Origin of the sequence: Enterobacter cloacae complex sp. 277I4 (genome assembly GCF_050031465.1) — a bacterium.
Lineage (GTDB): Bacteria > Pseudomonadota > Gammaproteobacteria > Enterobacterales > Enterobacteriaceae > Enterobacter > Enterobacter cloacae.
The window spans coordinates 1,642,964-1,668,906 of record NZ_JBLGWC010000001.1 but is presented as its reverse complement, the minus strand read 5'-3'; the positions used below and the strand labels follow the sequence as shown (position 1 = coordinate 1,668,906).

At 54.9% G+C, this 25,943-nt stretch carries 28 protein-coding genes; 11 read left to right on the top strand and 17 right to left on the bottom strand.

What is annotated here, in order from left to right:
• Nucleotides 1–12: 12 nt before the first annotated feature.
• Nucleotides 13–1,941: a type II secretion system secretin GspD gene (gspD, locus tag ACQG19_RS08010; protein WP_013097352.1), complete on the bottom strand. Its 1,929-nt coding sequence runs from the start codon at nucleotides 1,939–1,941 to the stop codon at nucleotides 13–15.
• A gap of 12 nt (nucleotides 1,942–1,953) precedes the next feature.
• Nucleotides 1,954–2,685 carry a type II secretion system protein GspC gene (gene gspC / locus ACQG19_RS08005; protein ID WP_029883203.1) on the bottom strand — a complete coding sequence of 244 codons (732 nt, stop codon included), beginning with the start codon at nucleotides 2,683–2,685 and terminating at the stop codon, nucleotides 1,954–1,956.
• A gap of 299 nt (nucleotides 2,686–2,984) precedes the next feature.
• On the opposite strand from gspC, the gene ACQG19_RS08000 reads away from it, so the two are divergent.
• Nucleotides 2,985–4,538 carry a peptidoglycan-binding domain-containing protein gene (locus tag ACQG19_RS08000; RefSeq protein ID WP_222168578.1) on the top strand — a complete coding sequence of 518 codons (1,554 nt, stop codon included), beginning with the start codon at nucleotides 2,985–2,987 and terminating at the stop codon, nucleotides 4,536–4,538.
• Nucleotides 4,538–5,164 (top strand): hypothetical protein, encoded by a 627-nt coding sequence (locus ACQG19_RS07995; RefSeq protein WP_222168577.1) that lies wholly within the window; start codon nucleotides 4,538–4,540, stop codon nucleotides 5,162–5,164. The genes ACQG19_RS08000 and ACQG19_RS07995 overlap by 1 nt, the downstream gene beginning before the upstream one ends.
• Here ACQG19_RS07995 and ACQG19_RS07990 read toward each other — a convergent pair.
• From ACQG19_RS07990 to ACQG19_RS07980, 3 genes are all read right to left on the bottom strand, one after another.
• On the bottom strand, nucleotides 5,161–5,784 hold the full coding sequence (locus ACQG19_RS07990) for a helix-turn-helix domain-containing protein (protein ID WP_047351950.1): 624 nt from the start codon (nucleotides 5,782–5,784) through the stop codon (nucleotides 5,161–5,163). The genes ACQG19_RS07995 and ACQG19_RS07990 overlap by 4 nt on opposite strands.
• Nucleotides 5,785–6,047: 263 nt before the next feature.
• A complete protein-coding gene (locus tag ACQG19_RS07985; protein ID WP_095455610.1) occupies nucleotides 6,048–6,878 on the bottom strand; it encodes an N-acetylmuramoyl-L-alanine amidase in 831 nt (276 codons plus the stop codon).
• Nucleotides 6,875–7,198, bottom strand: coding sequence for a heavy metal-binding domain-containing protein (locus tag ACQG19_RS07980; RefSeq protein ID WP_112012253.1), 324 nt, complete (start codon nucleotides 7,196–7,198; stop codon nucleotides 6,875–6,877). The genes ACQG19_RS07985 and ACQG19_RS07980 overlap by 4 nt, the downstream gene beginning before the upstream one ends.
• 107 nt (nucleotides 7,199–7,305) lie before the next feature.
• Between ACQG19_RS07980 and ACQG19_RS07975 the strand changes: the two genes are divergently transcribed.
• The 6 genes from ACQG19_RS07975 to artJ all read left to right on the top strand — a co-directional run bounded on the left by ACQG19_RS07975 (nucleotide 7,306) and on the right by artJ (nucleotide 11,809).
• Nucleotides 7,306–7,824, top strand: coding sequence for a lipoprotein (locus tag ACQG19_RS07975; protein WP_013097359.1), 519 nt, complete (start codon nucleotides 7,306–7,308; stop codon nucleotides 7,822–7,824).
• A 226-nt stretch (nucleotides 7,825–8,050) separates the two neighbouring features.
• Entirely contained in the window at nucleotides 8,051–8,779 is a 729-nt protein-coding gene (gene artP, locus ACQG19_RS07970) for an arginine ABC transporter ATP-binding protein ArtP (RefSeq protein WP_013097360.1), read from the top strand.
• A gap of 20 nt (nucleotides 8,780–8,799) precedes the next feature.
• The gene (gene artI, locus ACQG19_RS07965) at nucleotides 8,800–9,531 is read left to right on the top strand and encodes an arginine ABC transporter substrate-binding protein ArtI (protein WP_020689903.1); all 732 of its coding nucleotides are present in this window, start codon (nucleotides 8,800–8,802) and stop codon (nucleotides 9,529–9,531) included.
• Nucleotides 9,532–9,537: 6 nt separating this feature from the next.
• Nucleotides 9,538–10,254 carry an arginine ABC transporter permease ArtQ gene (gene artQ, locus ACQG19_RS07960; protein WP_013097362.1) on the top strand — a complete coding sequence of 239 codons (717 nt, stop codon included), beginning with the start codon at nucleotides 9,538–9,540 and terminating at the stop codon, nucleotides 10,252–10,254.
• Nucleotides 10,254–10,922 (top strand): arginine ABC transporter permease ArtM, encoded by a 669-nt coding sequence (gene artM, locus ACQG19_RS07955; RefSeq protein ID WP_013097363.1) that lies wholly within the window; start codon nucleotides 10,254–10,256, stop codon nucleotides 10,920–10,922. Before artQ ends, artM begins: the two co-directional genes overlap by 1 nt.
• Nucleotides 10,923–11,077: 155 nt before the next feature.
• Entirely contained in the window at nucleotides 11,078–11,809 is a 732-nt protein-coding gene (artJ, locus tag ACQG19_RS07950) for an arginine ABC transporter substrate-binding protein ArtJ (RefSeq protein WP_013097364.1), read from the top strand.
• A 75-nt stretch (nucleotides 11,810–11,884) separates the two neighbouring features.
• On the opposite strand, the gene ACQG19_RS07945 is transcribed toward artJ, so the two are convergent.
• The 11 genes from ACQG19_RS07945 to nfsA all read right to left on the bottom strand — a co-directional run bounded on the left by ACQG19_RS07945 (nucleotide 11,885) and on the right by nfsA (nucleotide 22,633).
• On the bottom strand, nucleotides 11,885–13,354 hold the full coding sequence (locus ACQG19_RS07945) for a sensor histidine kinase (protein ID WP_222168576.1): 1,470 nt from the start codon (nucleotides 13,352–13,354) through the stop codon (nucleotides 11,885–11,887).
• Nucleotides 13,338–14,045 carry a response regulator transcription factor gene (locus ACQG19_RS07940; RefSeq protein WP_029883196.1) on the bottom strand — a complete coding sequence of 236 codons (708 nt, stop codon included), beginning with the start codon at nucleotides 14,043–14,045 and terminating at the stop codon, nucleotides 13,338–13,340. The genes ACQG19_RS07945 and ACQG19_RS07940 overlap by 17 nt, the downstream gene beginning before the upstream one ends.
• Before the next feature lie 105 nt (nucleotides 14,046–14,150).
• Nucleotides 14,151–15,290, bottom strand: a complete 1,140-nt coding sequence (gene rlmC / locus ACQG19_RS07935) for a 23S rRNA (uracil(747)-C(5))-methyltransferase RlmC (protein ID WP_057072617.1) — start codon at nucleotides 15,288–15,290, stop codon at nucleotides 14,151–14,153.
• Between the two features lie 40 nt (nucleotides 15,291–15,330).
• Nucleotides 15,331–15,804: a YbjO family protein gene (locus ACQG19_RS07930; protein WP_020689898.1), complete on the bottom strand. Its 474-nt coding sequence runs from the start codon at nucleotides 15,802–15,804 to the stop codon at nucleotides 15,331–15,333.
• A gap of 65 nt (nucleotides 15,805–15,869) precedes the next feature.
• On the bottom strand, nucleotides 15,870–16,715 hold the full coding sequence (gene potI / locus ACQG19_RS07925) for a putrescine ABC transporter permease PotI (protein ID WP_020689897.1): 846 nt from the start codon (nucleotides 16,713–16,715) through the stop codon (nucleotides 15,870–15,872).
• Complete coding sequence (gene potH / locus ACQG19_RS07920; protein ID WP_020689896.1) at nucleotides 16,712–17,665, bottom strand: putrescine ABC transporter permease PotH; 954 nt, start codon at nucleotides 17,663–17,665, stop codon at nucleotides 16,712–16,714. Before potH ends, potI begins: the two co-directional genes overlap by 4 nt.
• A 10-nt stretch (nucleotides 17,666–17,675) precedes the next feature.
• Nucleotides 17,676–18,809: a putrescine ABC transporter ATP-binding subunit PotG gene (gene potG / locus ACQG19_RS07915; protein WP_013097371.1), complete on the bottom strand. Its 1,134-nt coding sequence runs from the start codon at nucleotides 18,807–18,809 to the stop codon at nucleotides 17,676–17,678.
• A 143-nt stretch (nucleotides 18,810–18,952) separates the two neighbouring features.
• Nucleotides 18,953–20,065 (bottom strand): spermidine/putrescine ABC transporter substrate-binding protein PotF, encoded by a 1,113-nt coding sequence (gene potF / locus ACQG19_RS07910; protein ID WP_013097372.1) that lies wholly within the window; start codon nucleotides 20,063–20,065, stop codon nucleotides 18,953–18,955.
• Between the two features lie 351 nt (nucleotides 20,066–20,416).
• Nucleotides 20,417–20,893 carry a YbjN domain-containing protein gene (locus ACQG19_RS07905; protein ID WP_003858385.1) on the bottom strand — a complete coding sequence of 159 codons (477 nt, stop codon included), beginning with the start codon at nucleotides 20,891–20,893 and terminating at the stop codon, nucleotides 20,417–20,419.
• Between the two features lie 63 nt (nucleotides 20,894–20,956).
• Nucleotides 20,957–21,859, bottom strand: coding sequence for a 30S ribosomal protein S6--L-glutamate ligase (gene rimK / locus ACQG19_RS07900; protein WP_013097373.1), 903 nt, complete (start codon nucleotides 21,857–21,859; stop codon nucleotides 20,957–20,959).
• Nucleotides 21,860–21,910: 51 nt separating this feature from the next.
• On the bottom strand, nucleotides 21,911–22,633 hold the full coding sequence (nfsA, locus tag ACQG19_RS07895; RefSeq protein ID WP_020689894.1) for a nitroreductase NfsA: 723 nt from the start codon (nucleotides 22,631–22,633) through the stop codon (nucleotides 21,911–21,913).
• Nucleotides 22,634–22,817: 184 nt separating this feature from the next.
• Between nfsA and ACQG19_RS07890 the strand changes: the two genes are divergently transcribed.
• The 3 genes from ACQG19_RS07890 to ACQG19_RS07880 all read left to right on the top strand — a co-directional run bounded on the left by ACQG19_RS07890 (nucleotide 22,818) and on the right by ACQG19_RS07880 (nucleotide 25,451).
• Nucleotides 22,818–23,087: a GrxA family glutaredoxin gene (locus ACQG19_RS07890; protein ID WP_006809455.1), complete on the top strand. Its 270-nt coding sequence runs from the start codon at nucleotides 22,818–22,820 to the stop codon at nucleotides 23,085–23,087.
• A gap of 852 nt (nucleotides 23,088–23,939) precedes the next feature.
• Nucleotides 23,940–24,398: a hypothetical protein gene (locus ACQG19_RS07885; protein WP_222168574.1), complete on the top strand. Its 459-nt coding sequence runs from the start codon at nucleotides 23,940–23,942 to the stop codon at nucleotides 24,396–24,398.
• 48 nt (nucleotides 24,399–24,446) lie between these two features.
• Complete coding sequence (locus tag ACQG19_RS07880; protein ID WP_350362597.1) at nucleotides 24,447–25,451, top strand: hypothetical protein; 1,005 nt, start codon at nucleotides 24,447–24,449, stop codon at nucleotides 25,449–25,451.
• 27 nt (nucleotides 25,452–25,478) lie between these two features.
• Here ACQG19_RS07880 and ACQG19_RS07875 read toward each other — a convergent pair whose 3' ends face one another.
• On the bottom strand, nucleotides 25,479–25,862 hold the full coding sequence (locus tag ACQG19_RS07875) for an inner membrane protein YbjM (RefSeq protein WP_013097375.1): 384 nt from the start codon (nucleotides 25,860–25,862) through the stop codon (nucleotides 25,479–25,481).
• Between the last annotated feature and the right edge of the window lie 81 nt (nucleotides 25,863–25,943).

The window sequence follows — 25,943 nt, the reverse complement described above, 5'->3', positions numbered from 1 at the left end:
CGTCACCTCCCCTTACTCTTTGAAGGGGTTGCGCGTGGTAGCAGGTGCGCTCACGCCGACCGGCATGGAGTGATCCTGCTTTGGATAGGCAGGCAGGACGGCGTTATCGGTGTTCTCAACAATGCCGAGCTTTTTCTCCTCCAGACGCTGCTGTTGACGGGCGCGGATCTGGTCGTATTTCTCCTTCGTCGCCGCGCTGTAGTTGTCGTCATCACGCAGGACGGTGGTATGGATAAAGACCATCAGGTTGCGCTTCGACGTATCCTCCGAGGTATAGCGGAACAGCTGTCCCACCAGCGGCAGATCGCCGAGCAGCGGCACTTTCGACACGTTCTGTTTGCTGACGTTTTCCATCAGACCGCCCAGCACCACCGTCTGGCCACTGTGGACCATCACTTCGTTGTTGATGGTACGGGTGTTGAAGGTTGGGCCGAGGCTGGCGTCTTCGGTGGCGCTGGCGTCAACGCTGGAGACCTCCTGCTCGATCTTCAGGTGGATCATGTCCCCGTCGTTGATCTGCGGAACAATCTTCAGCTTGGTACCGACGGTTTTACGCTCAACCGAGTTAAAGACGTTGTCGCCGCTGGTGGTCTGAGAACCCGACAGCACCGGCACATCCTGACCCACGTTGAACGACGCTTCTTTGTTATCCAGCGTCACCACGCTTGGCGTGGAGAGAATATCGTTCTTGCCGCTGGTGGAGAGCGCGGTCAGCAGTGCGCCATAGTCACCGTTGAAGAAACCGGTCGCCAGGCCAGTAAAGGAGGCCCCTTTGATCGTGCCGTTTTTGACCTGGCTAATGGGCAGACCGGTTGAACCGAACTGCACGCCGCCGTGTTTGCCGGTCCACTGCACGCCGAGATCCATGCCGTTACCGTCCTGCACTTCCGCAATGATGGCTTCCACCAGCACCTGCGGACGACGAATATCCAGCTTGTCGATCACCTTCTCCAGCGAGTTCATGACGTTTGGCTGAGCGGTGATCACCAGCGAGTTAGTGGACTCATCGGCGGTGATATTCAGCTCGCTATTGGTTGTCGCGGTTTTGCTTTTCGCGGTACCGGCTTTGTCTTTCAGCTGCTCACCGATACCGGTCAGCACCGGCACCACTTTCGAGGCGTTGGCGTATTTCAGGTAGAAGACGCGGGTATTGCCCTCGTTGTTCTGTTCGCGGTCGAGCTGGCCAATCAGCGAGCGGGTACGCGCGCGGGCATCTTCGGTGCCGCTGATCACCAGGCTGTTGGTTTCATCATCGGCCACCACTTTAGTCGCCAGCTGCGGGGCGTTTTGCCCTTTCTGCTCTTCATTGTTGAGATTATTCAACATATCGGAGAGCTCTTTCGCCGAGGCATAGCGCAACGGTACGATTTCACGACGCTGCATACCGGAACGGTCCACGCGCTCAACCAGATCCACCAGGCGGTTCACCACCGAGGCTTTCCCGGTTAACAGCAGCACGTTAGAGGGTTCAAAATGGACCACGTTGCCGATCCCCGAGGCATCGTTCAGCTGGCGCAGCAGCGGGGCCAGCTCGCGTACCGGCACGTTCTCCATGCGCACTACGCGGGTGATGATCTCATCCCCTTTGCCCGGGTTTTTACTGTCGGCCACCGGCACCCCGGCGGTACGCGCCACGCTGGAACGCACCACTTTGATCATGCCGTTATCCATTGGGATCACCGACAGACCGTAGAGATCCAGCACGCTCAGGAAGAACTGATAATATTCCTCTTCCGACAGCACGTTATAGGTTCTCACCGACACCGTGCCCTGAACGGACGGATCGACGAGAATCGTTTTATTCAGATTGCGACTTACCGTATCGATAAATTCGCGAATATCGGTATTTTTAAAACTGGCGCTAAAGTTGGCTGCAAACAGCGAACCGGAATATAACGACAATGCGGTCAGCGCCACGCACGCCCATGGAAATTTCTTCATGATTTACACTTGTTAATTGTTTAGAACATTAACCCGAATATTTTCAAGGTGAGCGTGCCGTCTGACGACGACCTCCGCTTCTTTCATTTTCGACCAGTTGGCGATAATATTTTTCGCCTGCGCTTCTTTCGTCATATCGACGTCATTCACTTTCACCACCACATCACCCTGTTTCAGCCCTGTTTCACTGTAAAAAGGCGACGCATTGCGTGGATTAATGTTAAAGCCTTCCAGTTGGCCTTTATCGATTAACGGCTTTAACACCAGATAATCATCGAGATGCAGACTGTCCGCGCCGGCATCTTTTTTCGATTTCGTCACCGGGCTATTGCCTGCATCGCCCTTAAAATAAGGCGGCTGTTTGAGGGCGAGCGTTTGCTTCGTGCCTTCATACTGAACAACCACGTTATCTTTATTAATTTCATCCACATACGCATCGTCGAACCCCACCAGCGGTTCTCCTTCCCGGTAGCTCTGCTGCCCGGCGGGGGTCTTAATCACGGCGAACGACAGCCACGACTCATCGCTGCGGATGATGCCTTCAATTTCTGCAGACAACGGCGCTTTTACCGCCGCCGGAACGTCGGCCTGACGGACCGCAGCCGTAAAAAGACCGAACGTTTTGTCACTGTTACGCGGTTTTAGCGGCGCTTTATCAGCATTAGCTAACTTATTCGTAACCTTTTTATAATCTTTAAAAACGACATAACCCTGCTGGCTGCAAAAAATTAGCATGACTAGCATTATGCAGGGCGTCATTAGCCTGGAAAGGAATGCGTTCCTCATTATTATCGGGCCTTTTAGCAAAGCAGGAATTCGCAGCGGTATGCTGCATAACTTAGTGAGCAAATAGTAATAAGCGTGACCAGTGCAAACCACCGGCTTCGCTATTAACTTTAATGAAGAAAATGATTGACCGGAAAAAAAGGGAATGTTAGATGCAGCCTGACAGGTTATTTTTACTCTGGTGTTAAATTGACCATGACAGGGGCTTACCGTACTTTTCGCCCATTGCTATTAAAGAGAAGAGACGGTAAGTCGTTATGTATCAGAGCCATTTTAAATTCAGTACCCCGCCGTTCAGAAATATCACCCGCAAGTCGGGCGATTTTCTGGTGCCTTATCATCAGGATGTGTTTAATCTTCTGAAAGAGAAAAGCCAGCAGGCAGGGATCACCGGGCTCTTTTACCACGACAGCGAACTGCTGGGGCAGTTCAGCGATGCCCTCAAAGCCAGCAGCAAGTCGGTGCTCTGCATTAATGCCTTTCCAAAGCTGAGCGCCAGTAGCCTGCTCTTCAAACTCAACCCGGTAGCGAAAGAGAAGAACAAGCTCCAGGCGGTTGACGCCATTATTCGCCAGTGGCGCGATGCGAAGTCGACCCACAAGGTGCTGGTCATTTCCCAGGCGCAGGCGATGAAGGCCAGCGGCTATGACGTGCTGGGCATACTGCTTACCCGTGCGCAGGAGCTGGATGTTCGCCTGTCGATTGTGCTGATGGGCACGGCTGACCAGGAAGTGATGCTGAAAGCCTCTGCCCTGCAGGAATATGTGCTGACCTGCCACACCCTGCGCAACCTGACCTGCCGCGAGTTCCTGAGCTACGTTGACGCCCAGTGCCACGAGCACGGCGCGGATGTCTCTCCGCTGACGCCCGCTCGCGTGAAAAAAACCCACGCCCTGACCAAAGGCAACATCAGCAAGCTGAACGAACTGGCTCATCTTTCCATGCTGGCCGCCTGGACCGAACGGGCGCCAAACGTTGGACCGCGTCATTTGCGTCTCGCCACCGGTGAAGCCCTGCCAGCGCCTAAGCGTGGTAAAACGCTGGCCTCCATCGGGTTGTTCGCGTCCGTCCTGTTCGCCGCCTGCGGCTGGATGATGACCTCGTCCATTACGGCAAAACTGCCGGTGGCGCTGCCGGTACCGGCCAGCTGGAAACAGCAGGTAAAAACGCCAGACGCGCCGGTACTGCCGGTTATCGAACAGGAGGTGGTGAATCAGCCCGATGCCATGCACCAGCTTTACGCCATGTGGGGCTATGACGCCTCTGCCGACGATGCCCTGTGCCAGAATGCCGCAAAAGTGAACCTGATGTGCAAACAGGGTAATGCCTCCCTGGACACGCTGGCGAAAGACGGTTACCCGTGGGTGAGCGAGATTAAAACAGGCGATCACATTAATTACGCCGTCGTGGCGCGTGCCGGGAAAAATTCCCTCGATCTGCTGATGAACAACCGCACCTGGCAGGTGAGCCGCTCGTGGTATAACCAGCACGCAACGGGCAATTACACCCTTCTGCACCGCCTGACCCCGTCAGGCAAAGACGAAATCACCGCCGCCAGCGACAGTAAAGATCTTGAGTGGCTGGATCAGCAGCTGAGCGTGGCGCTGGGCGAAAGCGAAACGCACGATAAAAACTGGACGGCGGAGCTGATGAAGCGCACCCGCGAATTCCAGGAAAAAATGCACCTCCGCGTCGACGGTATTCCGGGTGAAGACACCCTGATGCAGCTGATGCGCGAAACCCATACCACGCCGAGCGTGTTGATCCAGACAACCCAGGCTAACCCGACTACGCAAGAGAAGCACGCATAATGTCTACCATCTGCCTCGCTGCCCAGCGCAGCTATACCACCGGGGAACCGGTCTGGTTCTCATGGCGTTTGCCGTCATTCAGTAAAATTATCAGCGTGCTGACGCTCTGGTGTCTGGGGCTGTACGCGCTGATCGTCGCAGGCCTGTATGCGCACGTGTACTGGAACCTGCGCCACCCGGCGCCGGTGATAAAAAAGGTGAGCGTCGCGAAGCCAGACACCACCCTTTCTGATATGCATTACGTGTATGTCACCAAACCGTTCCCGCACCCGCAACCAAAGCCGCAGTCGGTAAAAGTGCAGGAAGATTTACCGCCGATGGACAATATGCCCATTAATAGCGACGAAAATGACTGGCAGCAGGCACCTGATGGCGCATTGCCGGACAGCCCCGTCACGCATGATACTTCGCGCGATACCTTACCCGGCACCGAAGCGCACGAACAGGCGATGAAACACGCGCAGGCAACGCAGCCGGATGAAGACAATTCATTAAAAATGTTATTTATGCAGGCGCTAAAACAGCAGCAGGATGATATGGCGAAGGGAAAAATGCCCGCACCACCGGTTGACGAAACGCAAAATGCGTCTCCTTCGATAATAAAAGGAGACGCGGGAGGGGATTAATATTTTTCCGGCAGGGAGGTCAGGCTAATCAGTCGCCCTTTTTCGACCACAATATATTGACCTTTTTTCAGGTCTGAGAGAATTTTAATAATGGTGCTACGTGCCAGGTTGGTGTATTCCTGAATATAATCATAAATATTAATATCTCGCTGATGATCAACAATCAGTTCGTTAATTTCTATCAGGAATTCACGGACGACGGAGTACGCGCTGCGGGCAACCAAAACATCATCCCGCTTGCTGAGCAAACAGATATACCAGGCCAGCACTTTAGTCAGTTCAGGCCACAGCCCGTGTTGGGTCATTAACTGCTGGAATTGATCTTTATGTATGGTACGAACCACGGTATTACTGCGTACCACGCCCTGCATATGCGTAGAGTTGTAGAAAATAGCGGAGAGACCAAAGATACATTGTCCCTGTAACGTAAACATACATAAGTCATCAGAACTGCGGCGGAACTCGACTTCTCCGCTGACGATAATGTGAATATTATCGGAGTTGCAGGTTGATATTTTTTGCCATTTTCTTAACGTTTTTTCTTCATACCCGGCCGTTGCAGAAATAATGGCTTCCATTTCATGATGGGGACGTGTTTTTTTACCAAAAATGCTTAACATTATTATACCCAATTAAGATGTTTAAATAAGAAAATTATCCGACAAGGCGTTACGTTGCCGTAAAATGTGTTGGTATTCTTTTTGAAATTAAAAAAACCAGAAGAGGACTGTTTCTTTAATTTGATTCATGCTGTGAATCGATGAATCAATCTTAGATGAGGGCGATTTTAAATCAATTTACTTAAAATGAATTGAGAATGTACTTAAGATTAATCTTATGATCATGCTCACAAAAACGAGGCATTCGGGTTAATCCCGAAGGATTACCCCTGCCCGTATTTCTCTAAAAGTGCTTCGGCAATGGCCATCGTTTCCACATCTGCCACGCCGTTCCACAGCTGCGGCCTGAAGTGCATCTGGAAGACCATAATGATGCGCTTCTGCTGAGCGGGGGTGCTGTTGTCGGGAACCTCGTAACCGTAACGCGCGAGCAAATCAAGTAACGCTGCGGTCTCCACGGCCTGATACCGTGGCCGCCCGTTCATATAGAACGCCACCCGGGACGCGTCGGGCCAGGCGCCAATCCCCTGCGCTGCAAGCTCGCGCCACGGGAACAGCGGACCGGGATCGTCCTTGCGCTGAGGCGCGATATCCGCATGGGCCACCACGTTCTCGGGTTTAATCTGATAGCGGGCGATAATGTCTTTTGCGAGCGGCACCAGGGCCGCAATTTGCGCGGGTTCGAACGGCGAAAAGTGTTTTACCCCGGCCGTTTTTTGCCAGCCGCGATTCTCAAGCTCAATGCCAACCGACGTATCATTAATACGGTTGGTGCCGCGCCAGAAGCTGATGCCCGCATGCCAGGCCAATTCGTTCTCGGGAACCAGCTGCCAGATGCGCGGTTTACCGTCCGGTGCGGGCGGCTTTGCCGGGATCAAATAGTGGGAGCTGACGTTCTTGTCCGTCAGCGTGGCCAGCGAACTGTCAAAGTCATCCGCCGTATAGTGGATAACCAGCACCTTGATGCGCGGATAGGCCGCCTGCGCCTGGTGGCGGGTATCCAGTTCATAGGCGCCTTTATCCACAATGCCTTTTTCCGTGGCGCACCCTGCCAGCAACAGCGCCAGCAGGAGTGTTGAAAACGCGCGTTTCATCGACGGGTTTTCACCGCCGTACCGCTTACACTCACCATCAGCATGCTGGCATCTTTACCGACGGTTTCGTAGTCGATATCAATCCCCACAACCGCATCCGCCCCCAGTGCTTTGGCCTGTTCGCCCAGCTCCTTAAAGGCGATTTCCCGGGCTTTACGCAGCTCTTTTTCATACGCGCCAGAGCGGCCGCCGACGATATCGCGGATACCGGCAAAGAAATCGCGAAAAATGTTGGCCCCCAGAATGGCTTCGCCCGTGACCACACCGCAATACTCGATAATCGGCTGCCCTTCCAGGGTTGGCGTTGTTGAAAACTGCATGGTTTCTCTCCTTCTTTAGCGTTCAATGCCTTAGCCCATAACTTCACCAGCATTATCGGTTCGTTACGCTATGATTGAAAGGATAGTTAATAAATAAGGAAATCAACATGCGCTACTCTGCTTTAACGCTTTTGGTGCCCTGCGCGCTGGTGCTCAGCGCGTGTACCACCACGGTCACGCCAGCCTTTAAGGATATCGGTACCCGCAGCGGCCCCTGTATAGAGGGCGGCCCGGATACCGTGGCGCAACAGTTCTATGATTATCGCATTCAACACCGCAGCAACGATCTCACCGGCCTGCGTCCGTATCTGAGCGATGGGCTGGCAAAACTGCTGAACGATGCCACGCGCGATCCGCAGCACAACGCGCTGCTGAAATCCGATCCGTTCTCCAGCCGCACGACGTTGCCGGACAGCGCCGAAGTGGCCAGCGCCTCGACCATTCCGAACACCGATGCGCGTAACATCCCCCTGCGCGTGAAGCTGACCCAGGGCACCCAAACCTGGCAGGATGAAGTGCTGATGATCCGCGAAGGCCAGTGCTGGGCGGTGGATGACGTACGCTATATCGGCGGGAGCGTTCATGCCCCGGCAGGCACGCTGCGCCAGTCGATTGAGAATCGCTAAACCCACTGTTTCAGAATTGTAAACCCCGAAAAATGTGCGGCATTTCATGCGGAATGCCGACATTTATACTCACCGACCTTGGGCTTCGCTATTTTGTGCTATGTTTAAGGGGTATTACGGGTTATATTTAACTTTTAACGCAGAAATATTGCATAACTATTCTGTCAACGGTACTATCTGCGGCCTCAATTGCTATAGATTGCCTGGATGAGTAAAGACTGCCCCGATGAGTATTAAACTAAACGGCATTAACTGCTTCTACGGCGCACACCAGGCGCTGTTCGACATCACGCTGGAGTGCCCGGAAGGCGAAACGCTGGTTTTGCTTGGCCCAAGTGGCGCGGGTAAAAGTTCTCTTTTGCGTGTCCTTAATCTGCTTGAAATGCCCCGTTCAGGAACGCTGGCTATCGCCGGTAACCACTTTGATTTTGCGAAAACGCCGTCCGATAAAGCGATTCGTGAACTGCGTCAAAACGTTGGCATGGTCTTCCAGCAATACAACCTCTGGCCGCATCTGACCGTCCTGCAAAACCTGATTGAAGCGCCCTGCCGCGTTCTCGGTTTGAGCAAGGATCAGGCGATGGCGCGTGCTGAAAAGCTGCTGGAGCGTCTGCGCCTTAAGCCCTACAGCGATCGTTATCCGCTGCACCTCTCCGGGGGTCAGCAACAGCGTGTGGCGATTGCCCGTGCGCTGATGATGGAGCCAGCGGTACTGCTGTTTGATGAGCCGACCGCCGCGCTGGACCCGGAAATCACCGCCCAGATCGTGAGCATCATTCGTGAGTTGGCGGAAACCAACATTACTCAGGTCATCGTCACCCATGAAGTGGAAGTGGCGCGTAAAACCGCCAGCCGTGTGGTCTACATGGAAAACGGGTATATCGTTGAGCAAGGTGATGCGAGTTGCTTTACCAACCCGCAAACCGATGCCTTCAAAAACTACTTATCTCACTGAGAGTGCCAGGGAAAATGATAATGAAAAAAGTATTGATTGCCGCGCTGCTCGCTAGCGTCAGCCTTTCCGCTACCGCAGCCCAGACCATCCGTTTCGCCACCGAAGCGTCCTATCCTCCGTTTGAATCTATCGACGCCAACAACAAGATTGTGGGCTTCGATGTCGATCTGGCTAACGCGCTGTGTAAAGAGATCGACGCGACCTGTACCTTCAGCAACCAGGCGTTTGACAGCCTGATCCCAAGCCTGAAGTTCCGCCGTATCGACGCCGTGATGGCCGGTATGGACATCACCCCAGAGCGTGAAAAGCAGGTGCTGTTCACCACGCCGTACTATGACAACTCCGCCCTGTTTATTGGTCAGAAAGGGAAATTTACCTCTGTTGACCAGCTGAAAGGCAAAAAAGTGGGCGTACAGAACGGCACCACGCACCAGAAATTCATCATGGATAAACATCCGGAAATCACCACCGTGCCTTACGACAGCTACCAGAACGCGAAGCTGGATCTGCAGAACGGCCGTATCGATGGCGTGTTTGGTGACACCGCGGTAGTAACCGAATGGCTGAAAGCCAACGATAAACTCGCGCCAGTGGGCGACAAAGTGACCGATAAGGACTACTTCGGCACAGGTCTGGGGATTGCCGTTCGTCAGGGCAACACTGAGCTGCAGCAGAAATTCAACGCTGCGCTGGAAAAAGTGAAGAAAGACGGCACCTACGAAACCATCTATAAAAAATGGTTCCAGAAGTAATTCCTGATGAATGAAATTCTTCCTTTAGCAAGCGCCGCCGGGATGACCGTCGGCCTTGCCGTTTGCGCACTGATTATCGGCCTGGTGCTGGCGATGTTCTTTGCGGTATGGGAATCTGCAAAATGGTTCCCTGTCGCCTGGACCGGCTCCGCGCTGGTCACCGTGCTGCGTGGGCTACCGGAGATTCTGGTGGTCCTGTTTATCTATTTCGGTTCCTCACAGCTGCTGCTGACGCTGTCGGACGGCTTTACCCTCAATCTTGGCGTCGTGCAGATCCCGGTGCAGATGCAGATTGAAAACTTCGACGTCAGCCCGTTCCTCTGTGGCGTCATTGCCCTTTCCCTGCTCTATTCTGCGTACGCGTCGCAAACCCTGCGCGGTGCGCTGAAAGCGGTACCGCAAGGACAATGGGAATCTGGCCAGGCGCTGGGGATGTCGAAAGCGGCGATCTTCTTCCGTCTGGTGATGCCGCAGATGTGGCGTCATGCCCTGCCGGGTTTAGGGAACCAGTGGCTGGTGCTGCTGAAAGATACGGCGCTGGTGAGCCTGATAAGCGTTAACGATTTAATGCTGCAAACCAAAAGCATCGCTACCCGCACCCAGGAGCCGTTTACCTGGTACATTGTGGCGGCGGCTATCTACCTGGTGATCACGTTGCTGAGTCAGTACATCCTTAAGCGTATTGACCTGCGTGCGACGCGCTTTGAACGGAGACCAGGCTGATGCTGGACTATTTACCCGAGCTGATGAAAGGGCTGCACACCAGCCTGACGTTGACCGTGGCGTCCATCATCGTGGCACTGATCCTGGCGCTGATCTTTACCATCATCCTGACGCTGAAAACGCCGGTGCTGGTGTGGATTGTGCGCGGCTATATCACCCTCTTTACCGGTACGCCGCTGCTGGTGCAGATCTTCCTGATTTACTACGGCCCGGGCCAGTTCCCGTCGCTGCAGGAGTATCCGGTTATCTGGCATCTGCTCTCTGAGCCGTGGCTGTGTGCCCTGATCGCCCTTTCACTGAACAGCGCTGCCTACACCACTCAGCTGTTCTACGGAGCGATCCGCGCCATTCCGGAAGGACAATGGCAGTCCTGCGGCGCGCTCGGCATGAGCAAAAAAGATACGCTGGCCATTTTGCTGCCGTACGCCTTTAAGCGTGCCCTCTCCTCTTACTCCAACGAAGTGGTGCTGGTGTTCAAGAGTACCTCGCTGGCCTACACCATCACCCTGATGGAAGTGATGGGCCACGGGCAACTGCTCTATGGACGCACCTACGATGTGATGGTGTTTGGCGCGGCAGGCGTGGTGTATCTGGTAGTTAACGGTCTGTTGACGCTGATGATGCGCCTGATCGAGCGTAAAGCGCTGGCGTTTGAGCGCAGAAATTAATCACGTAAATGCATAAAACGGTATTGATAAAGCGGGTAACCTGATGGGTTATCCGCTTTTTTTTATTCCTCAATAAATATTTAATCATTTATATTGAATATAAATTCAATAAATGGCATTGTACTTTCATAAGACCTACAGACGGGAGTATTACAATGAAAAAGTTAGTTCTGGCCGCATTACTGGCAACGTTTGCCGCAGGCGCAACGGCTGCGGATAAAATCAATTTCGGCGTTTCTGCCACGTATCCACCATTTGAATCGCTGGATGCCAGCAACCAGATCGTGGGTTTTGATATTGATCTGGCGAAAGCGCTGTGCAAACAGATGCAGGCCGACTGCACCTTTACCAACCATGCCTTTGATAGCCTGATCCCGTCTCTGAAATTTAAAAAATACGACGCGGTGATCTCCGGTATGGACATCACGCCAGAGCGTAGCAAGCAGGTGGCCTTCACCGACCCGTACTACGCCAACTCGGCGGTGGTCATTGCGAAGAAAGGGGCTTATAAATCCTTTGATGAGCTGAAAGGCAAACGCATCGGGATGGAAAACGGCACCACGCACCAGAAATACCTCCAGGACAAGCATCCTGAAGTGAAAACCGTGGCCTATGACAGCTATCAGAACGCGATTATCGACCTGAAAAATGGCCGTATCGATGGCGTATTTGGTGACACCGCGGTCGTCAACGAATGGCTGAAAACCAACCCGCAGCTCGGTACGGCAACCGAAAAAGTGACCGATCCGCAGTACTTCGGTACGGGTCTGGGCATTGCGGTGCGTCCGGATAACAAAGCGTTGCTGGCAAAACTGAACGGCGCGCTGAAGGCGATTAAAGCTGACGGTACGTATCAGAAAATCAGCGACCAGTGGTTCCCGCAGTAACCTCTTTTTGCCGGGTGGTCCGGCCTGCGGGGGTGGTCTGTAGGCCGGGTAAGCGCAGCGCCACCCGGCACTCTCTCACAACGGCACGAAGAACCTGAACCGCGCCCCGCTCACCGACTCCATCAGCCTGATCCCTCCCCCGTGTAGTTCCAGCATCCGTTTGACAATCAACAGCCCTAACCCACCGCGATTCTCCCGCGATGCTTGCGGATTCAACGCTGAAGGCCGCAGGAACAGATCGTCGCGCAGCGCGGCATCCACACCGGTTCCTGAATCGGCCACCTCAACCTGTAGCTTTTCATTCTCCTGCCATACGGCGAGACGGATCTTGCCGCCGGTGGGGGTATGGCGGATGGCGTTATCCAGCAGATTGGTCACCACGCGCTCTATCATCGAGACATCGGCATACACCAGCGGCAGCGGCCCGGGAACGTCTATCTGGAGCTGAAGCTCGCGCGTGCGCGCCGTGAGCTCAAACTTTTGCGCCACGTCGGAAATAAGCTCTCCCATCGCAAAACGCTCGCGCTGGGGCTTGATGCCGCCGTGCTCAAGACGCGCAAGCTCAAACAGCTGCTGTGACAGGTGACGCACCTTTTGCCCCTGACGCAACGCCGTGGCGAGGTATTGCTGATGCTCCTGCTGCGTCAGGGTGGCGGATTTCAGCGACAGCGTTTCCAGATAGCCAAGCAGCGAGGTCAGCGGCGTGCGTAAGTCGTGGGAAATATTGGCGATAAACTCCCGGCGCTGGCGGTCGCTGTCGGCCAGTTGATCCCACTGGTGGGCGATTTTGCGTGCCAGCTCGATAAAATTGTTACGCAGGAGCGCCACTTCATCTTTTGCTGCCACATCCGGCTGTTGGACCGCCAGCGCGCGTATCGCGCTCATGCTGTCATGCTCCAGCCCGGCCACTTCACGCGTCAGCCGTTTAACCGGACGCGTGACCCAGTACCAGATCAGTAAGCCCGCCAGCAGGCCAAACAACGCCACCCACAGCATTGACCAGAGCACCGTACTCCACAGCGCCTTGTGCCAGGCCATGTCCGCCAGCGCGTTCGACTCCTCGCCCTGTAAAATAATATACAGATAGCCTTTAAGCTCGCCGTCCTGACGTAACGGCGTCGCGCTGAACACTTTCTTGTTCTGGCTACGCGGATCGTCGCCAAAAACCGGCATGGTCGCACCGCTGAGGAACTCCTGTACCGGCGCGAGATTGATGCTTTGTCGCTGAATATGGCCCGGCGGGGCGGCATCGGCCAAGATATCGCCATCCGGGGAGACGACGTACAGTTCCACGCTCGGGTTGAAGGTCATCAGCCTGTCAAAGAGCGGTTTCAGCGCGGTACGGTCGACCCTGCCCTGGGCGTTCAGAATGGGTTCGCGCTGCACGATCTGTTGCGCCAGGCCGCCAGAGAGACGCTGAACCATGGCGTTACCATACTGCATGCTGCTGTAGAGCTGGACGGCGCAGGCGACGGCGGCACAGAGCATCATCAATAAAATGAACAGCAGCGTCAGGCGCTGGCTCAGGCTAAAGCGGCGCATCATGGTGCGGCTCCGCAAATTTATAACCTTTGCCCCAGACGGTGCGAATGATCTCCGGCTCGGCAGCGTCTTTTTCAATCTTGATGCGCAGGCGGTTGATATGGGTGTTAACGGTATGCTCGTAACCTTCGTGCTGATAGCCCCACACCTGCTCCAGCAGCGCCAGACGCGAGAAGACCTCGCCAGGATGGCGGGCAAAGAAGTACAGCAGTTCAAACTCGCGCGGGGTGAGATCCACTATCTGGCCGTGAAGCAGCACGCTGCGGGCCAGCGGGTCGATCGTCAGGCCATGCGCCTGAATATTCCCGGCACTCTGCGCCTGCCCCATCGCCTGCTGGCGGCGGAACAGCGCCTTAATGCGCGCAATCAGCTCCTGCACCGAGAACGGTTTTGCCAGATAATCATCCGCGCCGGTTTCCAGGCCGGTGATCCGATCGGTTTCGCTGCTGCGGGCGCTAATAATGATCACCGGCAGGTAGCGGGTCATCTGGCGAATACGACGGCAAATCTCCAGGCCGTCGACGTTGGGGAGCATGAGATCGAGGATCACCGCGTCCCACGGCTGTTTTTCAAGGCACTGTAACGCGTTGCCGCCGTCGGGCTCGTGGGTGATGATGTAGCCTTCATCTTCTAAATTGAGTCGCAGAAGTGCCGCGATATCGTGGTCATCTTCCACCAGCAGGATCTGCTTCATGGGTAAGCCTTATTTCATCTCTTATGACGTAAGCTTACCTGATTTCGCAGGGTTGAAGAGTTCACATTTTGTTGAAGATTTTGCGGATGTCATGCCGGGTGGCGGCTACGCCTTACCCGGGATGCGGGTTAACAACGTCAACACTTCATAATGCGCGGTATGCGGGAACATATCGAAAAGCTGAACACGTTCAATGCGGTAGCCCGGCAGGTGAGCGATATCTGTCGCCATGGTACGGGCGTTGCAGCTGGAATAAATAATGTAATCCGGCGCCATCTGGCTCAGATAGTCGCACAGCGCCTTGCCAATGCCCCGGCGCGGCGGGTTGACCAGCACCAGCTCCGGCACGTTGCCCTGGCCGGTCGCGAACTGCGTGGAGTCCAGCGCCTGGAAGTGCAGATTGGTTAATCCGAGCTCAGCGGCAGACTGTTTCGCGCAGGCAATCGCTTCGGCGGCGATCTCAATCCCGGTCAGCTGCATCTCGGGCGTGGCGCAGTGCAGACCAAAGCCCCCGACACCGCAGAACAGATCCCACATATGATGGATGTTTAACGCCCTCACCCAGTCGCGGGCGGTGGCATATAACGCACTCGCCACCGTCGGGTTGGTCTGGAAGAAACTTTGCGGGCGGATCCACAGCGGCACGTTGTTGAACGTTTCCGCCAGCGCATGCTGCCCGGTGAAGAAGATCTCTGTCTCCCCCTCCATAATCGCCATATGCACCGGCTGAATATTGGCGGTAATGACCTTCAGTTGCGGAAGCTGCTCCTGCAGCCACGGCAGCGCCGCGCGCAGTTGTTCCAGCTTGGCTTGCGAGCGCAGCACGAAACGCAGCATCATACCGCCGTCCATCTGGCTCTCGGTCAGGAGGAGATATTTCAGCTCGCCGCGCTTACGGGCGACGTTATAAGGCGTTAACCCCGCGCGGGCAATCAACGGTTTAAGCGCCGCAAAGACGGGCTCAAACGAGGCAGGATAAAGCGGGCAGCCGGTGAGATCTTCCGGCGTACCGTCGCGATGCAGCATGCCCAGCAGCGGTTTTTCTACGCTGCCGCTGACCACCATTTTGGCTTTATTACGAAAACCCTGCTCCGGGCCGCTGACGGGGGCGCACCACTCGCCCACCGCATGTTCAGCCAGCAGCTGTTGCAGGTCGGCCATTTTGGCGGTGAGTTGTTGAGAGACCGGCTGTTCTATCCACTGACAGGAGCGGCAGCGTCCGGCGTCATAGAGTGCGCACTGCATAGGAAAACCTTAAGAATAACGAGGGCTGCGATTATACACATTATTGCAGGCGGAAGAACCGCCGGCTTGAAGCTGGAGCAAAGAGCAGCAGGAGCACCAGCATATCGGGTAATTTCTGCATGACCAGCGCATGGAAGATCTCGCGTTTGGATCCACCGGCAATGCTGAACAGCTCCGGATAGCCATAGCCCAGCGAGGCGGCCCACAGATAGCTGGCGGCGGTCACCTGCGTCAGCAGATAGACCCAACGCGCCCAGTTGCGCCCTTTAACCAGCGAAAACGCGCAGTAGATTTCGATAAACACCAGCACAAGGCTGCTGAGGAATACCAGCGTGAGGTTCCAGGTTTGCACGCTGCGGTGAATGAACTCACCGATGCCGCGCGCCCCCAGGGTGTTGAGGATCATCAGTACATCAAGACAGCGGATCATAATAATAGCGAGCGCCGCCACCTGCACCAGCGCAGGTACGTTTGGACGAGCGTGCGTAAGACGTGATTTTTTTAATAATCCCAATGTTTTACTTCCCTGAAAAACAGTGCCGCGTCATGCGCGGCACATCACTGGAAATAATAATTCCTTCAGCCGCGTCTTGCACGCTGGATATCGCGCACGCGCTGCTTTTCCGCGCGCGCCATCAAATACCAGGCGATAAATCCGACAATTCCGACCACGCCGAGGATTATCGACGCCAGGGCGTTGATCTCCGGGTTTACCCCCATGCGCACGCTGGAGAAGACCAGCATTGGCAGCGTCGTCGCCCCTGGCCCGGAAACAAAGCTGGCGATCACCAGATCGTCGAGCGACAGGGTAAAGGCCAGCAGCCAGCCGGAGATCACCGCAGGCATAATCATCGGCAGCGTGATGATGAAAAAGACCTTCACCGGCGTGGCACCGAGATCCATCGCCGCCTCTTCAATGGAGCGATCCAGCTCGCGCAGACGCGAGGAGATGACCACCGCCACGTACGCGGTACAGAAGGTCACATGCGCCAGCCAGATGGTGAGCATGCCGCGATCCGCCGGCCAGCCAATGGCATGCGCCAGCGCCACAAACAGCAGCAGCAGCGACAGGCCGGTGATCACGTCCGGCATCACCAGCGGCGCGGTGATCATAAAGGCAAAGCCGTTCGAGCCGCGAAAACGCCCGAAGCGCACCATCACCAGCGCGGCGATGGTGCCCAGCACCGCGGCCATCGTAGCCGCCAGCGCCGCGATGGTCAGGCTCAGCCCCACCGCGCTCATCATCGCATCGTCGTGGAACAGTTCGCTGTACCAGCGCGTCGACCAGCCAGCCCATACGGTGACCAGTTTGGAGCTGTTGAACGAGTAGATCACCAGCATCAGCATCGGCGCATACAGGAAGGTAAAGCCGATCACCAGGATCGCAATTCGCCACGGAGAGCGCACTACCGGTAAGTTGTTCATCCGTGGTCTCCCATCTGTTTCTGCTGATGCTTGTGGAACCACATGATCGGCACGATCAGCAGCAGCAACATCACGATCGCCACCGCGGAGGCCACCGGCCAGTCGCGGTTATTGAAGAACTCCTGCCACAACACGCGGCCAATCATGATGCTGTCCGGGCCGCCGAGCAGTTCCGGGATCACAAACTCCCCAACCGCCGGAATGAACACCAGCATCGACCCGGCGATAATCCCGCCTTTGGTCAGCGGCACAATCACGCTGAAGAAAGTCTTCAGCGGACGGGCGCCCAGATCCAGCGAGGCTTCCACCAGCGAGTAGTCGATACGCGTCAGCGCCGTATAGATCGGCAGCACCATAAACGGCAGGTAGGCGTACACAATCCCGATATAGACCGCAAGATTGGTGTGCAGAATAGTCAGCGGCTGATCGATAACCCCTAACCACATCAGGAAGTTATTCAGCACCCCGTTATTTTTCAGGATCCCCATCCACGCGTAGACGCGGATCAGGAACGAGGTCCACGACGGCAGGATCACCAGCAGCAGCAGAATATTGCGCGTCGAGGGCTTACTGTGCGCCACCGCCCATGCCAGCGGGTAGCCCATCAGCAGACAGCAGAGCGTGGAGATCGCCGCCACCTGCAGTGACTGCAAATAGGCTTCGACATAAAGCGGATCTTCCGTCAGCTGCAGGAAGTTGCCAAGGTTAAGCGTCAGCGTCAGCTGTCCGTCTGCCCAGTCCAGCAGATTGGTGTAGGGCGGGATCGCCCGCGCCATTTCCGCCAGGCTTATCTTGAAAACGATCAGGAACGGCAGCATGAACAGCAGGATCAGCCACACGTAAGGCATGGCAATCACCAGCTTGCGGCCGTGGTTCATCTGCATGCGCGCCAGCCAGTGCGCAAAGCCGCCCGGTTTTTCGACGCGGGCTGGCGGTTCAAGTGTACTCATTGGCCGCTCCTTATACCGTCAGCACGACACAACTGTCCGCATCCCAGCACAGACGCACTTCGTCGCCCCAGGTCGGCAGTCCTTTACGGTAGCGATGTTCGTTTTGCAGCTGGGCGCTGAGCATCTGCCCGCTCTTCAGACGGACGTGGTAAATAGAGAGATCGCCCAGATAGGCAATGTGCACCACTTCGCCCACGGCAAAGTTAAAGCCATCGGCCGGAGGATCTTCACAGAGCATGATTTTCTCCGGTCGCAGGGCGATATAGACCGGCACGTTGTCTACCACGGAGTTATCCGGGTCGACCTTCAGCGGATGCTGCAGCCCCGGCGATTCGATGATCAGCCCGTCTTCTTCACGCGCTTTCAGCAGCCCTTCAAAAACATTCACCGAGCCGATGAACTCCGCGCTGTAGCGGGTAGTCGGGTGTTCATAAATCTCTTCCGGCTCGCCAATCTGCACGAACTTACCGCGGTTCATGATCGCGATACGCCCGGCCATGGTCATGGCCTCTTCCTGGTCGTGGGTGACCATCACGCAGGTCACGCCCACGCGTTCGAGGATATCCACCACTTCGAGCTGCATACGGTCGCGCAGTTTTTTATCCAGAGCACCCATCGGCTCATCAAGCAGCAGCAGTTTCGGGCGTTTCGCCAGGCTTCGGGCCAGTGCCACGCGCTGACGCTGACCACCAGAAAGCTGGTGCGGTTTACGCTTCGCGAACTCCTGCATGTGCACCAGACTCAGCATCTCCGCCACACGCGCGGTGATTTCGGCTTTTGGCAGCTTGTCCTGCTTCAGGCCAAACGCGATGTTCTGCTCCACCGTCATATGCGGGAACAGTGCGTAAGACTGGAACATCATGTTAATCGGACGCTGATACGGCGGTACGCTGGAGAGATCCACGCCATCCAGCACAATCTGCCCGGCGGTAGGTTGTTCAAACCCGGCCAGCATGCGCAGCAAGGTTGATTTACCGCAACCAGACGCCCCGAGAAGGGCAAATATTTCGCCTTTGTAGATAGTCAGGCTGACGTCGTCCACGGCATGCTGGCCATCGAAAGATTTGGTGAGATTACGAATTTCAAGTAGCGGGGTCAGCGCTTTACGGACTTTCGCCTGCGGGCGGGGGATCGCGTCATTCACGGGGTGTTCTCCGGCATAGATCAAAACTGGTGCAAACGCACCGTCAGGGTGCGCATCGCCGGGCGGCGCGAACGCTTGCCCGGCCTACGGGTTGTGTCGGCCCGGTAAGCGATAGCGCCACCGGGCAACGTTACCAAACGCCGTTATTTCCCGCTTTTCACCTTGGTCCACGCACGGGTACGTACGCGGTCAATTTTTGGATCCTGTACTTTCAGGGTGAAGAGCTTGGCAAACACATCCGCTGGCGGATAGATAGCCGGATTATTACGGATCTCTTCGCTAATCAGTGGCAAGGAGGCCTTGTTACCGTTGGCGTAGTATACATGGTCGCTGATATGGGCAATCACTTCCGGACGCATCAGATAGTTAAGGAACTGATACGCTTCATCTTTGTTTTTCGCATCGGCAGGCATGGCGAAGACATCAAAGAAGGCCAGCGCCCCCTCTTTCGGAATGAAGTAGGAGACATTCACGCCGTTTTTCGCCTCTTTCGCGCGGTTAGCCGCCTGCCAGACGTCCCCTGCCCAGCCAATTGCCACGCAGATATCGCCGTTAGCCAGGTCGTTAATGTACTGTGAAGAGTGGAAGTAACGGATATTCGGACGCAGCTTCAGCAACAGATCGGTCGCCGGGCCGGTGTAGTCATCCGCCTTGTTGCTGTTCGGATCTTTGCCGAGATAGTTCAGCACGGTGGCGAAAATCTCTTCCGGGGCATCCAGGAAGGAGACGCCGCAGCTTTTCAGCTTCGCGAGGTTCTCCGGCTTCAGCACCACGTCCCAGCTGTCCAGCTTGACGTCCGGGCCCAGCGCCGCTTTGACTTTATCCACGTTGTAGCCAATACCGGTGGTCGCCCACAGATACGGCATGGCGTATTTGTTCTCCGGGTCATGCTTAGAGACCAGCTTCAGCACTTCCGGGTCGAGGTTTTTCCAGTTTGGTAACTTGCTCTTGTCCAGCGGCTGGAAAACGCCTGCGGTCAGCTGACGCTCCAGGAAACTTGCGGACGGTACCACCAGGTCAAAACCGGTGCTGCCTGCCATCAGTTTGCCTTCCAGCACTTCGTTGGAATCAAACACGTCGTAGACCACTTTAATGCCGGTCTCTTTTTCAAAATTAGCCACCGTGTCCGGGGCAATATAGTCAGACCAGTTATAAACATGCAGCGTTTTTTGTTCCGCAGCGAGCGTGCCGGCAGAGACGGCCATCAGAGCACCCGCAACCAGACCCGATAACCATTTTTTATTCAAGGCGATCATAGTGTTATTCCTTCTGAAAGCTCGTTAACAAACGAACTAAAACTGTGCAATCTGGATATATGCAAAAATCATGCATAGTTTGTCGCTCTGCTCAAAATAAAAAGAAACCTCTTTACCCGGCAGGATCCGCTCGCTTTTTTAAGCATCGCAAGAATAACTGTAGCCCGTGTCTCCGGCTATAGCCCAGACGAAAAAACGCCTTTTATCAATTTTTTATGCAGGTTATGTCTACGTGATAAGCCGAAATGGCCTTTGAGGAGGTGAAAAATTCTTTAAAGAAAGGTTAAAAGCAGCAGAATAAATGGCGTTATGCAGCCGCTCTGGCAGCGACTGCGCAAAAGTCAGACAGGCTTAGTGAAGAAAATTGGGAGATGCATCATTATTCTCTGCATCGTCTTCCGCGCTGTACAGCAGATGGTGTGCATTGGCTTCCATCATAACCATTGAAATTTGCTCTTCACTCAAACGCATAAACCAGGCGAACTGCTTGAAGGAGAGCCCCGCGCCGGAGAACAAAGACTGGCAAACAACCAGTTTTGGCAGATTATCATCCTGTATATCGAGGAATGCTTTCACCGTCAAAGAACTGGCGTTGATCGCAGAGAGGTCAGAGGCCAGCGCCAGCAGCGCAGACGGCTTAACTTCTGCCAGCGCAGAGAAGAGGATCACGTCGTTAATGAGATCGATTTTGGCATCAAAAATGCCGTCGAAATTCTGCATGTGAGGCAGATGCAGCGCCTGGCAGGAATCACATTCAAAGAAGGTGATACCGGCATCATCAAGCCATTGACGTAACGTATCCAGTGTTGGAACGACCTGTAAATCCATCGCGGTGGAGCCTCTTTAGTAAAAACTTCGCATAGGGTACTCAAAAAGTGCGCGGTAATCCATTTAACCACCCGTTTTAAGACAGTAGCCCGGCGTGGCATGACGCTCAATCCATGCAATCATTTTACCTGCAATATCAACACCGGTGGTTTTTTCTACCCCTTCCAGCCCGGGCGAGGCATTCACTTCCATCACCAGCGGCCCGCGCGTTGCCCGCAGAAGGTCTACGCCTGCCACGTCCAGCCCCAGCGTTTGCGCCGCTTTCACGGCAATCTCCCGCTCGCGCTCGCTGATATCAGCAACCCGCGCAACGCCGCCCCGGTGGAGGTTGGAGCGAAAATCGCCCTCTTTCGCCTGACGCTCAATGGCCGCCACCACCTCATTGCCCACCACGAAACAGCGGATATCGCGCCCTTTGGCCTCTTCAATGTACTCCTGCACCAGAATGTGCGCATTCAGGCCGCGGAAGGCGTCAATCACGCTCTCTGCTGCCTGTCGCGTCTCTGCCAGCACCACGCCAATACCCTGTGTGCCTTCCACCAGCTTGATGACCAGCGGCGCACCGCCCACCATGTCGATCAGATCGCTGGTGTCGTCCGGGGAGTGAGCGATGCCGGTGACCGGAAGATCGATACCCTGGCGGGCGAGCAGCTGCAGCGAGCGCAGCTTATCCCGGGCGCGGGAAATGGCGACAGATTCGTTGAGAGGATAGCTGCCCAGCATTTCAAACTGGCGCAGCGCGGCCGTACCGTAATAGGTGATCTGCGAGCCAATGCGGGGGATCACCGCATCAAAATGCGGTAGCTTGCGGCCTTTGTAATGGATCGAGGAAGCAGCAGGGTCAATGTTCATATAGCAGGACATCGGATCGAGGATCTCAATCTGATGTCCGCGTTTTGCCGCCGCTTCTCGCAGGCGTTTGCATGAATAGAGCGTTCCATCCCGGGACAAAATGGCAATTTTCACCCTGCACCTCTCTAAAGACATGGGAAAAGCCTGCGTATCATACCGAATGGACTAGCGCGTCGCCCAGCCCTGTTTATGCAGATAATCGAGAATAAACGGGCGATTTTCTTTAATGATGGTACGGCGGATGTGGTCGCTCCAGGTATCGCGGCGGTTATTGCTGCCGCGCGTCATGTAGTAGTGCGCCAGCTCCTCGTCATACTGCGCCAGCACGTCGTTGTCGACCGGCTGGTAGTGGTTTTCATGGACCAGCATCGCCGCAGGCAGGCGCGGCTTGAGATCCGGGTTGTCAGCCGGCCAGCCGAGGCAGAGACCGAACAGGGGCAGGACGTGCTTCGGCAGCTTCAGCAGTTCGGTTACGCTTTCAATATTGTTACGCAGCCCGCCGATATACACGCCGCCTAATCCCAGCGATTCCGCCGCCGTAAAGGCGTTTTGCGCCATCAGCGCGGTATCGACCACACCCAGCAGCAGCTGTTCTGCCAGCCCCAGCTCGGCTTCAGGGCAAATTTGCAGGTGACGGTTAAAGTCAGCGCAGAATACCCAGAACTCGGCGGCCTGGGCTACATGCTTCTGCCCGCCCGTGAGCGTCACCAGTTGCTCTCGCATGGCCTTGTCGGTAATGCGAATAATTGAACTGCACTGCAGAAAGCTGGAGCTCGAGGTGGCTCTGGCGCTGTCGATGATGGCTTCACGCTGCGCCTCGGTGATGGGCTCATCGGTGAAGTGGCGGATGGAACGGTGGGAACGGAGCAGGTCAATAGTTGGCGTCATCGTCTCTCTCTTTGTCTTGCTTAATACGTGTGGCAGCCAGTATAGGCAATGATGCGCGGCATGTAATTGGCGAAACATAGCTCAAGGGTATTAAAGCGACAGGCGAAACCTACTTTAATGACGGCAGGTTATCGTGCACTATACGTGTCATTCGCCGTCAGGCTTGTTTTTTGAGGAGAGAGAAATGTTTGCAGTAATTTTTGGTCGTCCAGGATGCCCTTACTGTGTGCGCGCAAAAGAGCTGGCTGAAAAACTGACTGAAGAGCGTGATGACTTTAACTTCCGCTATGTGGATATCCACGCAGAAGGCATCACCAAAGCCGATCTGGAAAAAACCGTAGGTAAACCGGTTGAAACCGTACCGCAGATCTTCCTCGATCAGAAACACATTGGCGGCTGCACCGATTTTGAAGCTTACGCTAAAGAACATCTGGGTCTGTTTGCCGCTCAGTAATCACTAAGCAAACCCCACGCCCTGACGTGGGGTTTTATCTGTTTGCCAGTGCATAGCAGCCAGGCGATAACCTTTGGTTATGGCAAACTGGATAAACGCGCGAGCACTACGCTTGCACGGGCCTACGATTAATAATGCAATTCCTTGATATTAATACCGATTGTAGGCCGGGTAAGCGCAGCGCCACCCGGCATTGTTGACGGCCAGGTTGCTATAAATCTTCCTGAACGGCAGTAAAAATGTCTCTGCTCCCGGAACTGTCGATTAATTCTTTTTAAGCTGCCAGTACGGCAGTGCACCCACCCAGTATCGCGCTGGCTCGTTTCCCGCTTTTCTAAGCTGCCTGTACGGCAGTGCACTTTAGCGTCTCGTTACGCAGGGAATCAATCGCGTTTCTAAGCTGCCTGTACGGCAGTGCACTGAAAGCAAACATCGCTATCGTATTGTCATAAAAGAAAATAATCAATTCTGATGCCTTTAACCCTTTTTTCTACTCATTCTGTTCATCCTTAATAAATCAAAAACTTACAAGGCCTTCCCTAAAAAGGGTTTTGACGCATTTCGTCAGGAAAGACCTTTCAATACCCCCTTGCGTATTTCTTCACAAATGATCTTTACGATGAAGTCCGGGCTCCCCACTTCAACCTGTTACGCAGACAACTCAAAAATAAATATTTAAAAATCAATATATTAAAAATTTCTCATTTTCTCTGGCGAAGCCGGGCGATCTGATTATACTTTCTGAACGAACTCAAAATACTGTATGTATATACAGTAAAATTGTGTTCCGGGCAGGACGTCGCCTGACGCTGGGCAACGTCCGTTATGCAGGTTACCCCGTGGAGATACACCATGAACCCTGTCGTGAATACTTATCTCGCCGCCCCTAAAGCCGCTATCACACACTTCGACTCTTCTCAATCCGACTCGCTGCCGTTTCCGGTTCCGTCGGGTGAAAGTACAGTGCATGCGTCGTTACCGCTCACGCCTGCTCTACCGCAGGCGGTCAATGGTCCCATTAACATCATGACCCTCGCCTCCCCCTCACCCGATTATATGTGGGGAGTTACCTGGACCGGCATTACCTATATCAGTACCAGCGGTAATGCCTTTACACCCGTAGCACGCCTTCCCGTTCCGGGGCTGACTCAGTTTCCCATAGACCTGCTGGTGACACTACTCACCCAACCTCTGGATTCACCTGGCGTGATCGAAGGGATCTCTTCTCAACTCTCACCGGTTACCCCTTCCGGGGGAATTAACAGTGCCTATTGCCTTGTGGATAACACCAATACCTTGTTCGCTAACTAAGGCACAAAAGTCTATGCCGTTGGGTTGAATGTTCCTGATTTACCGTTATTGGGGATAAGCATTAAACGCACGCTGGATACCTCGGCATTTATTCCGGAAGGACAGGCCATCACAGGTCTCGTGTTGACCTATGACGGGAATCTGGTTGTGCTGGGCACGCGGTCCATTTCGGTCGTTTCTCGCACATTCTCTGGCCCGGTGCATACCCTGACGCTGGGCGCTGATGAGTATGTTTCAAACTCGGCGGCGGTAGATGAACACGGCGGTATTTATGTCGTCTCGGATAAGCTGATGCATAAAGTCGTCTGGACAGGCAGCACGCTCTCTGCCGATCCGGCCGATGGCGCATGGGTAAGTTCTTATCCCACCGGTGATACCTACCCGACCATCTTCGGCTCGGGTTCAGGGGCTACGCCGACATTAATGGGGTTCGGCAGCGATGCCGATAAGCTGGTAGTGATCACCGACGGTAAGAAGCGAATGAGTCTGGTGGCTTTCTGGCGCGATGCGATCCCAACCGGGTTTAGCGAGCGCATTGCGGGGATCATCCCGGTAACCTGCGGTCTGCCGCTGAGCACTGAATACATCCAGAGCGATCAGTCCGTGGCGATTCTGGACTACGGTGCCTTTGTGGTCAATAATGTGGGCGCAGGCACCGGTACGGGAATCGCCCTTACCGACGCGCTGGCGCGCGGCCCGATCCTTGATTCCCCTCAGGGCGTTGAGCGCTTTGCCTGGGATCCCGTCAGTCACAGCTGGAGCTCAACCTGGAGCCGGGCTGATATCTGCTCCAACACCATGATCCCGGCCATCAGCTCTGCGAGTAATACGGTTTATACCAGCGGTTACTATCGCAATAACGGCGGATGGAAGGTGGTAGGTATGGACTGGAATACCGGGCAAACAGTGCACAGTACCGTATTTAACGACAATATCTGCGGCAACGGCATTTACGCGCAGATGGAGTTTATGCCGGATGGCGATCTCCTGATGAATAGCATCCTGGGGCCAATGAGGGTGCAATTGCCCGGCGGAACCGTGCTGCCGTTATGAGGACGCAATGAGGGCGCAACGACGTCCTCATTCTTTTTTATTATGTAACCGTTGATGCCGTATCAGTGTGCGAAGAAACAGGAAAAACAGCGCACCGAGCGCGCACCAGAATACGCCGCTCAGCAGCCAGGCCAGCTCCTGCCAGAGGCTTCGCGTGGACACAAAAAGCAACCGCATCAGCACCAGACACAGCGGTGCCGCCAGCATTGCCCCTAACAGCGGCTTAACAACCTCGCCCTCGCGCGAGAGAAAACTCGCGGCCACGCCAGGCAGAATGAAAAAGAGCAGTCCCAGTTCCGGATGCCCGGAGGCTCTGAATGCCCCCTTAACATTAAACGCTAATGACATACAGACAACGGTGAACAGTAAGAAACAGCTTATCGCTCCTGCCCATTTTCCTTTAATGTTCAAATTATCCTCCTGACTTCTCTATCAAATAAAGTTTCGTCGCGTGGACACCCGATCGGATAAAGTTATGCGGCAATCCTTGCC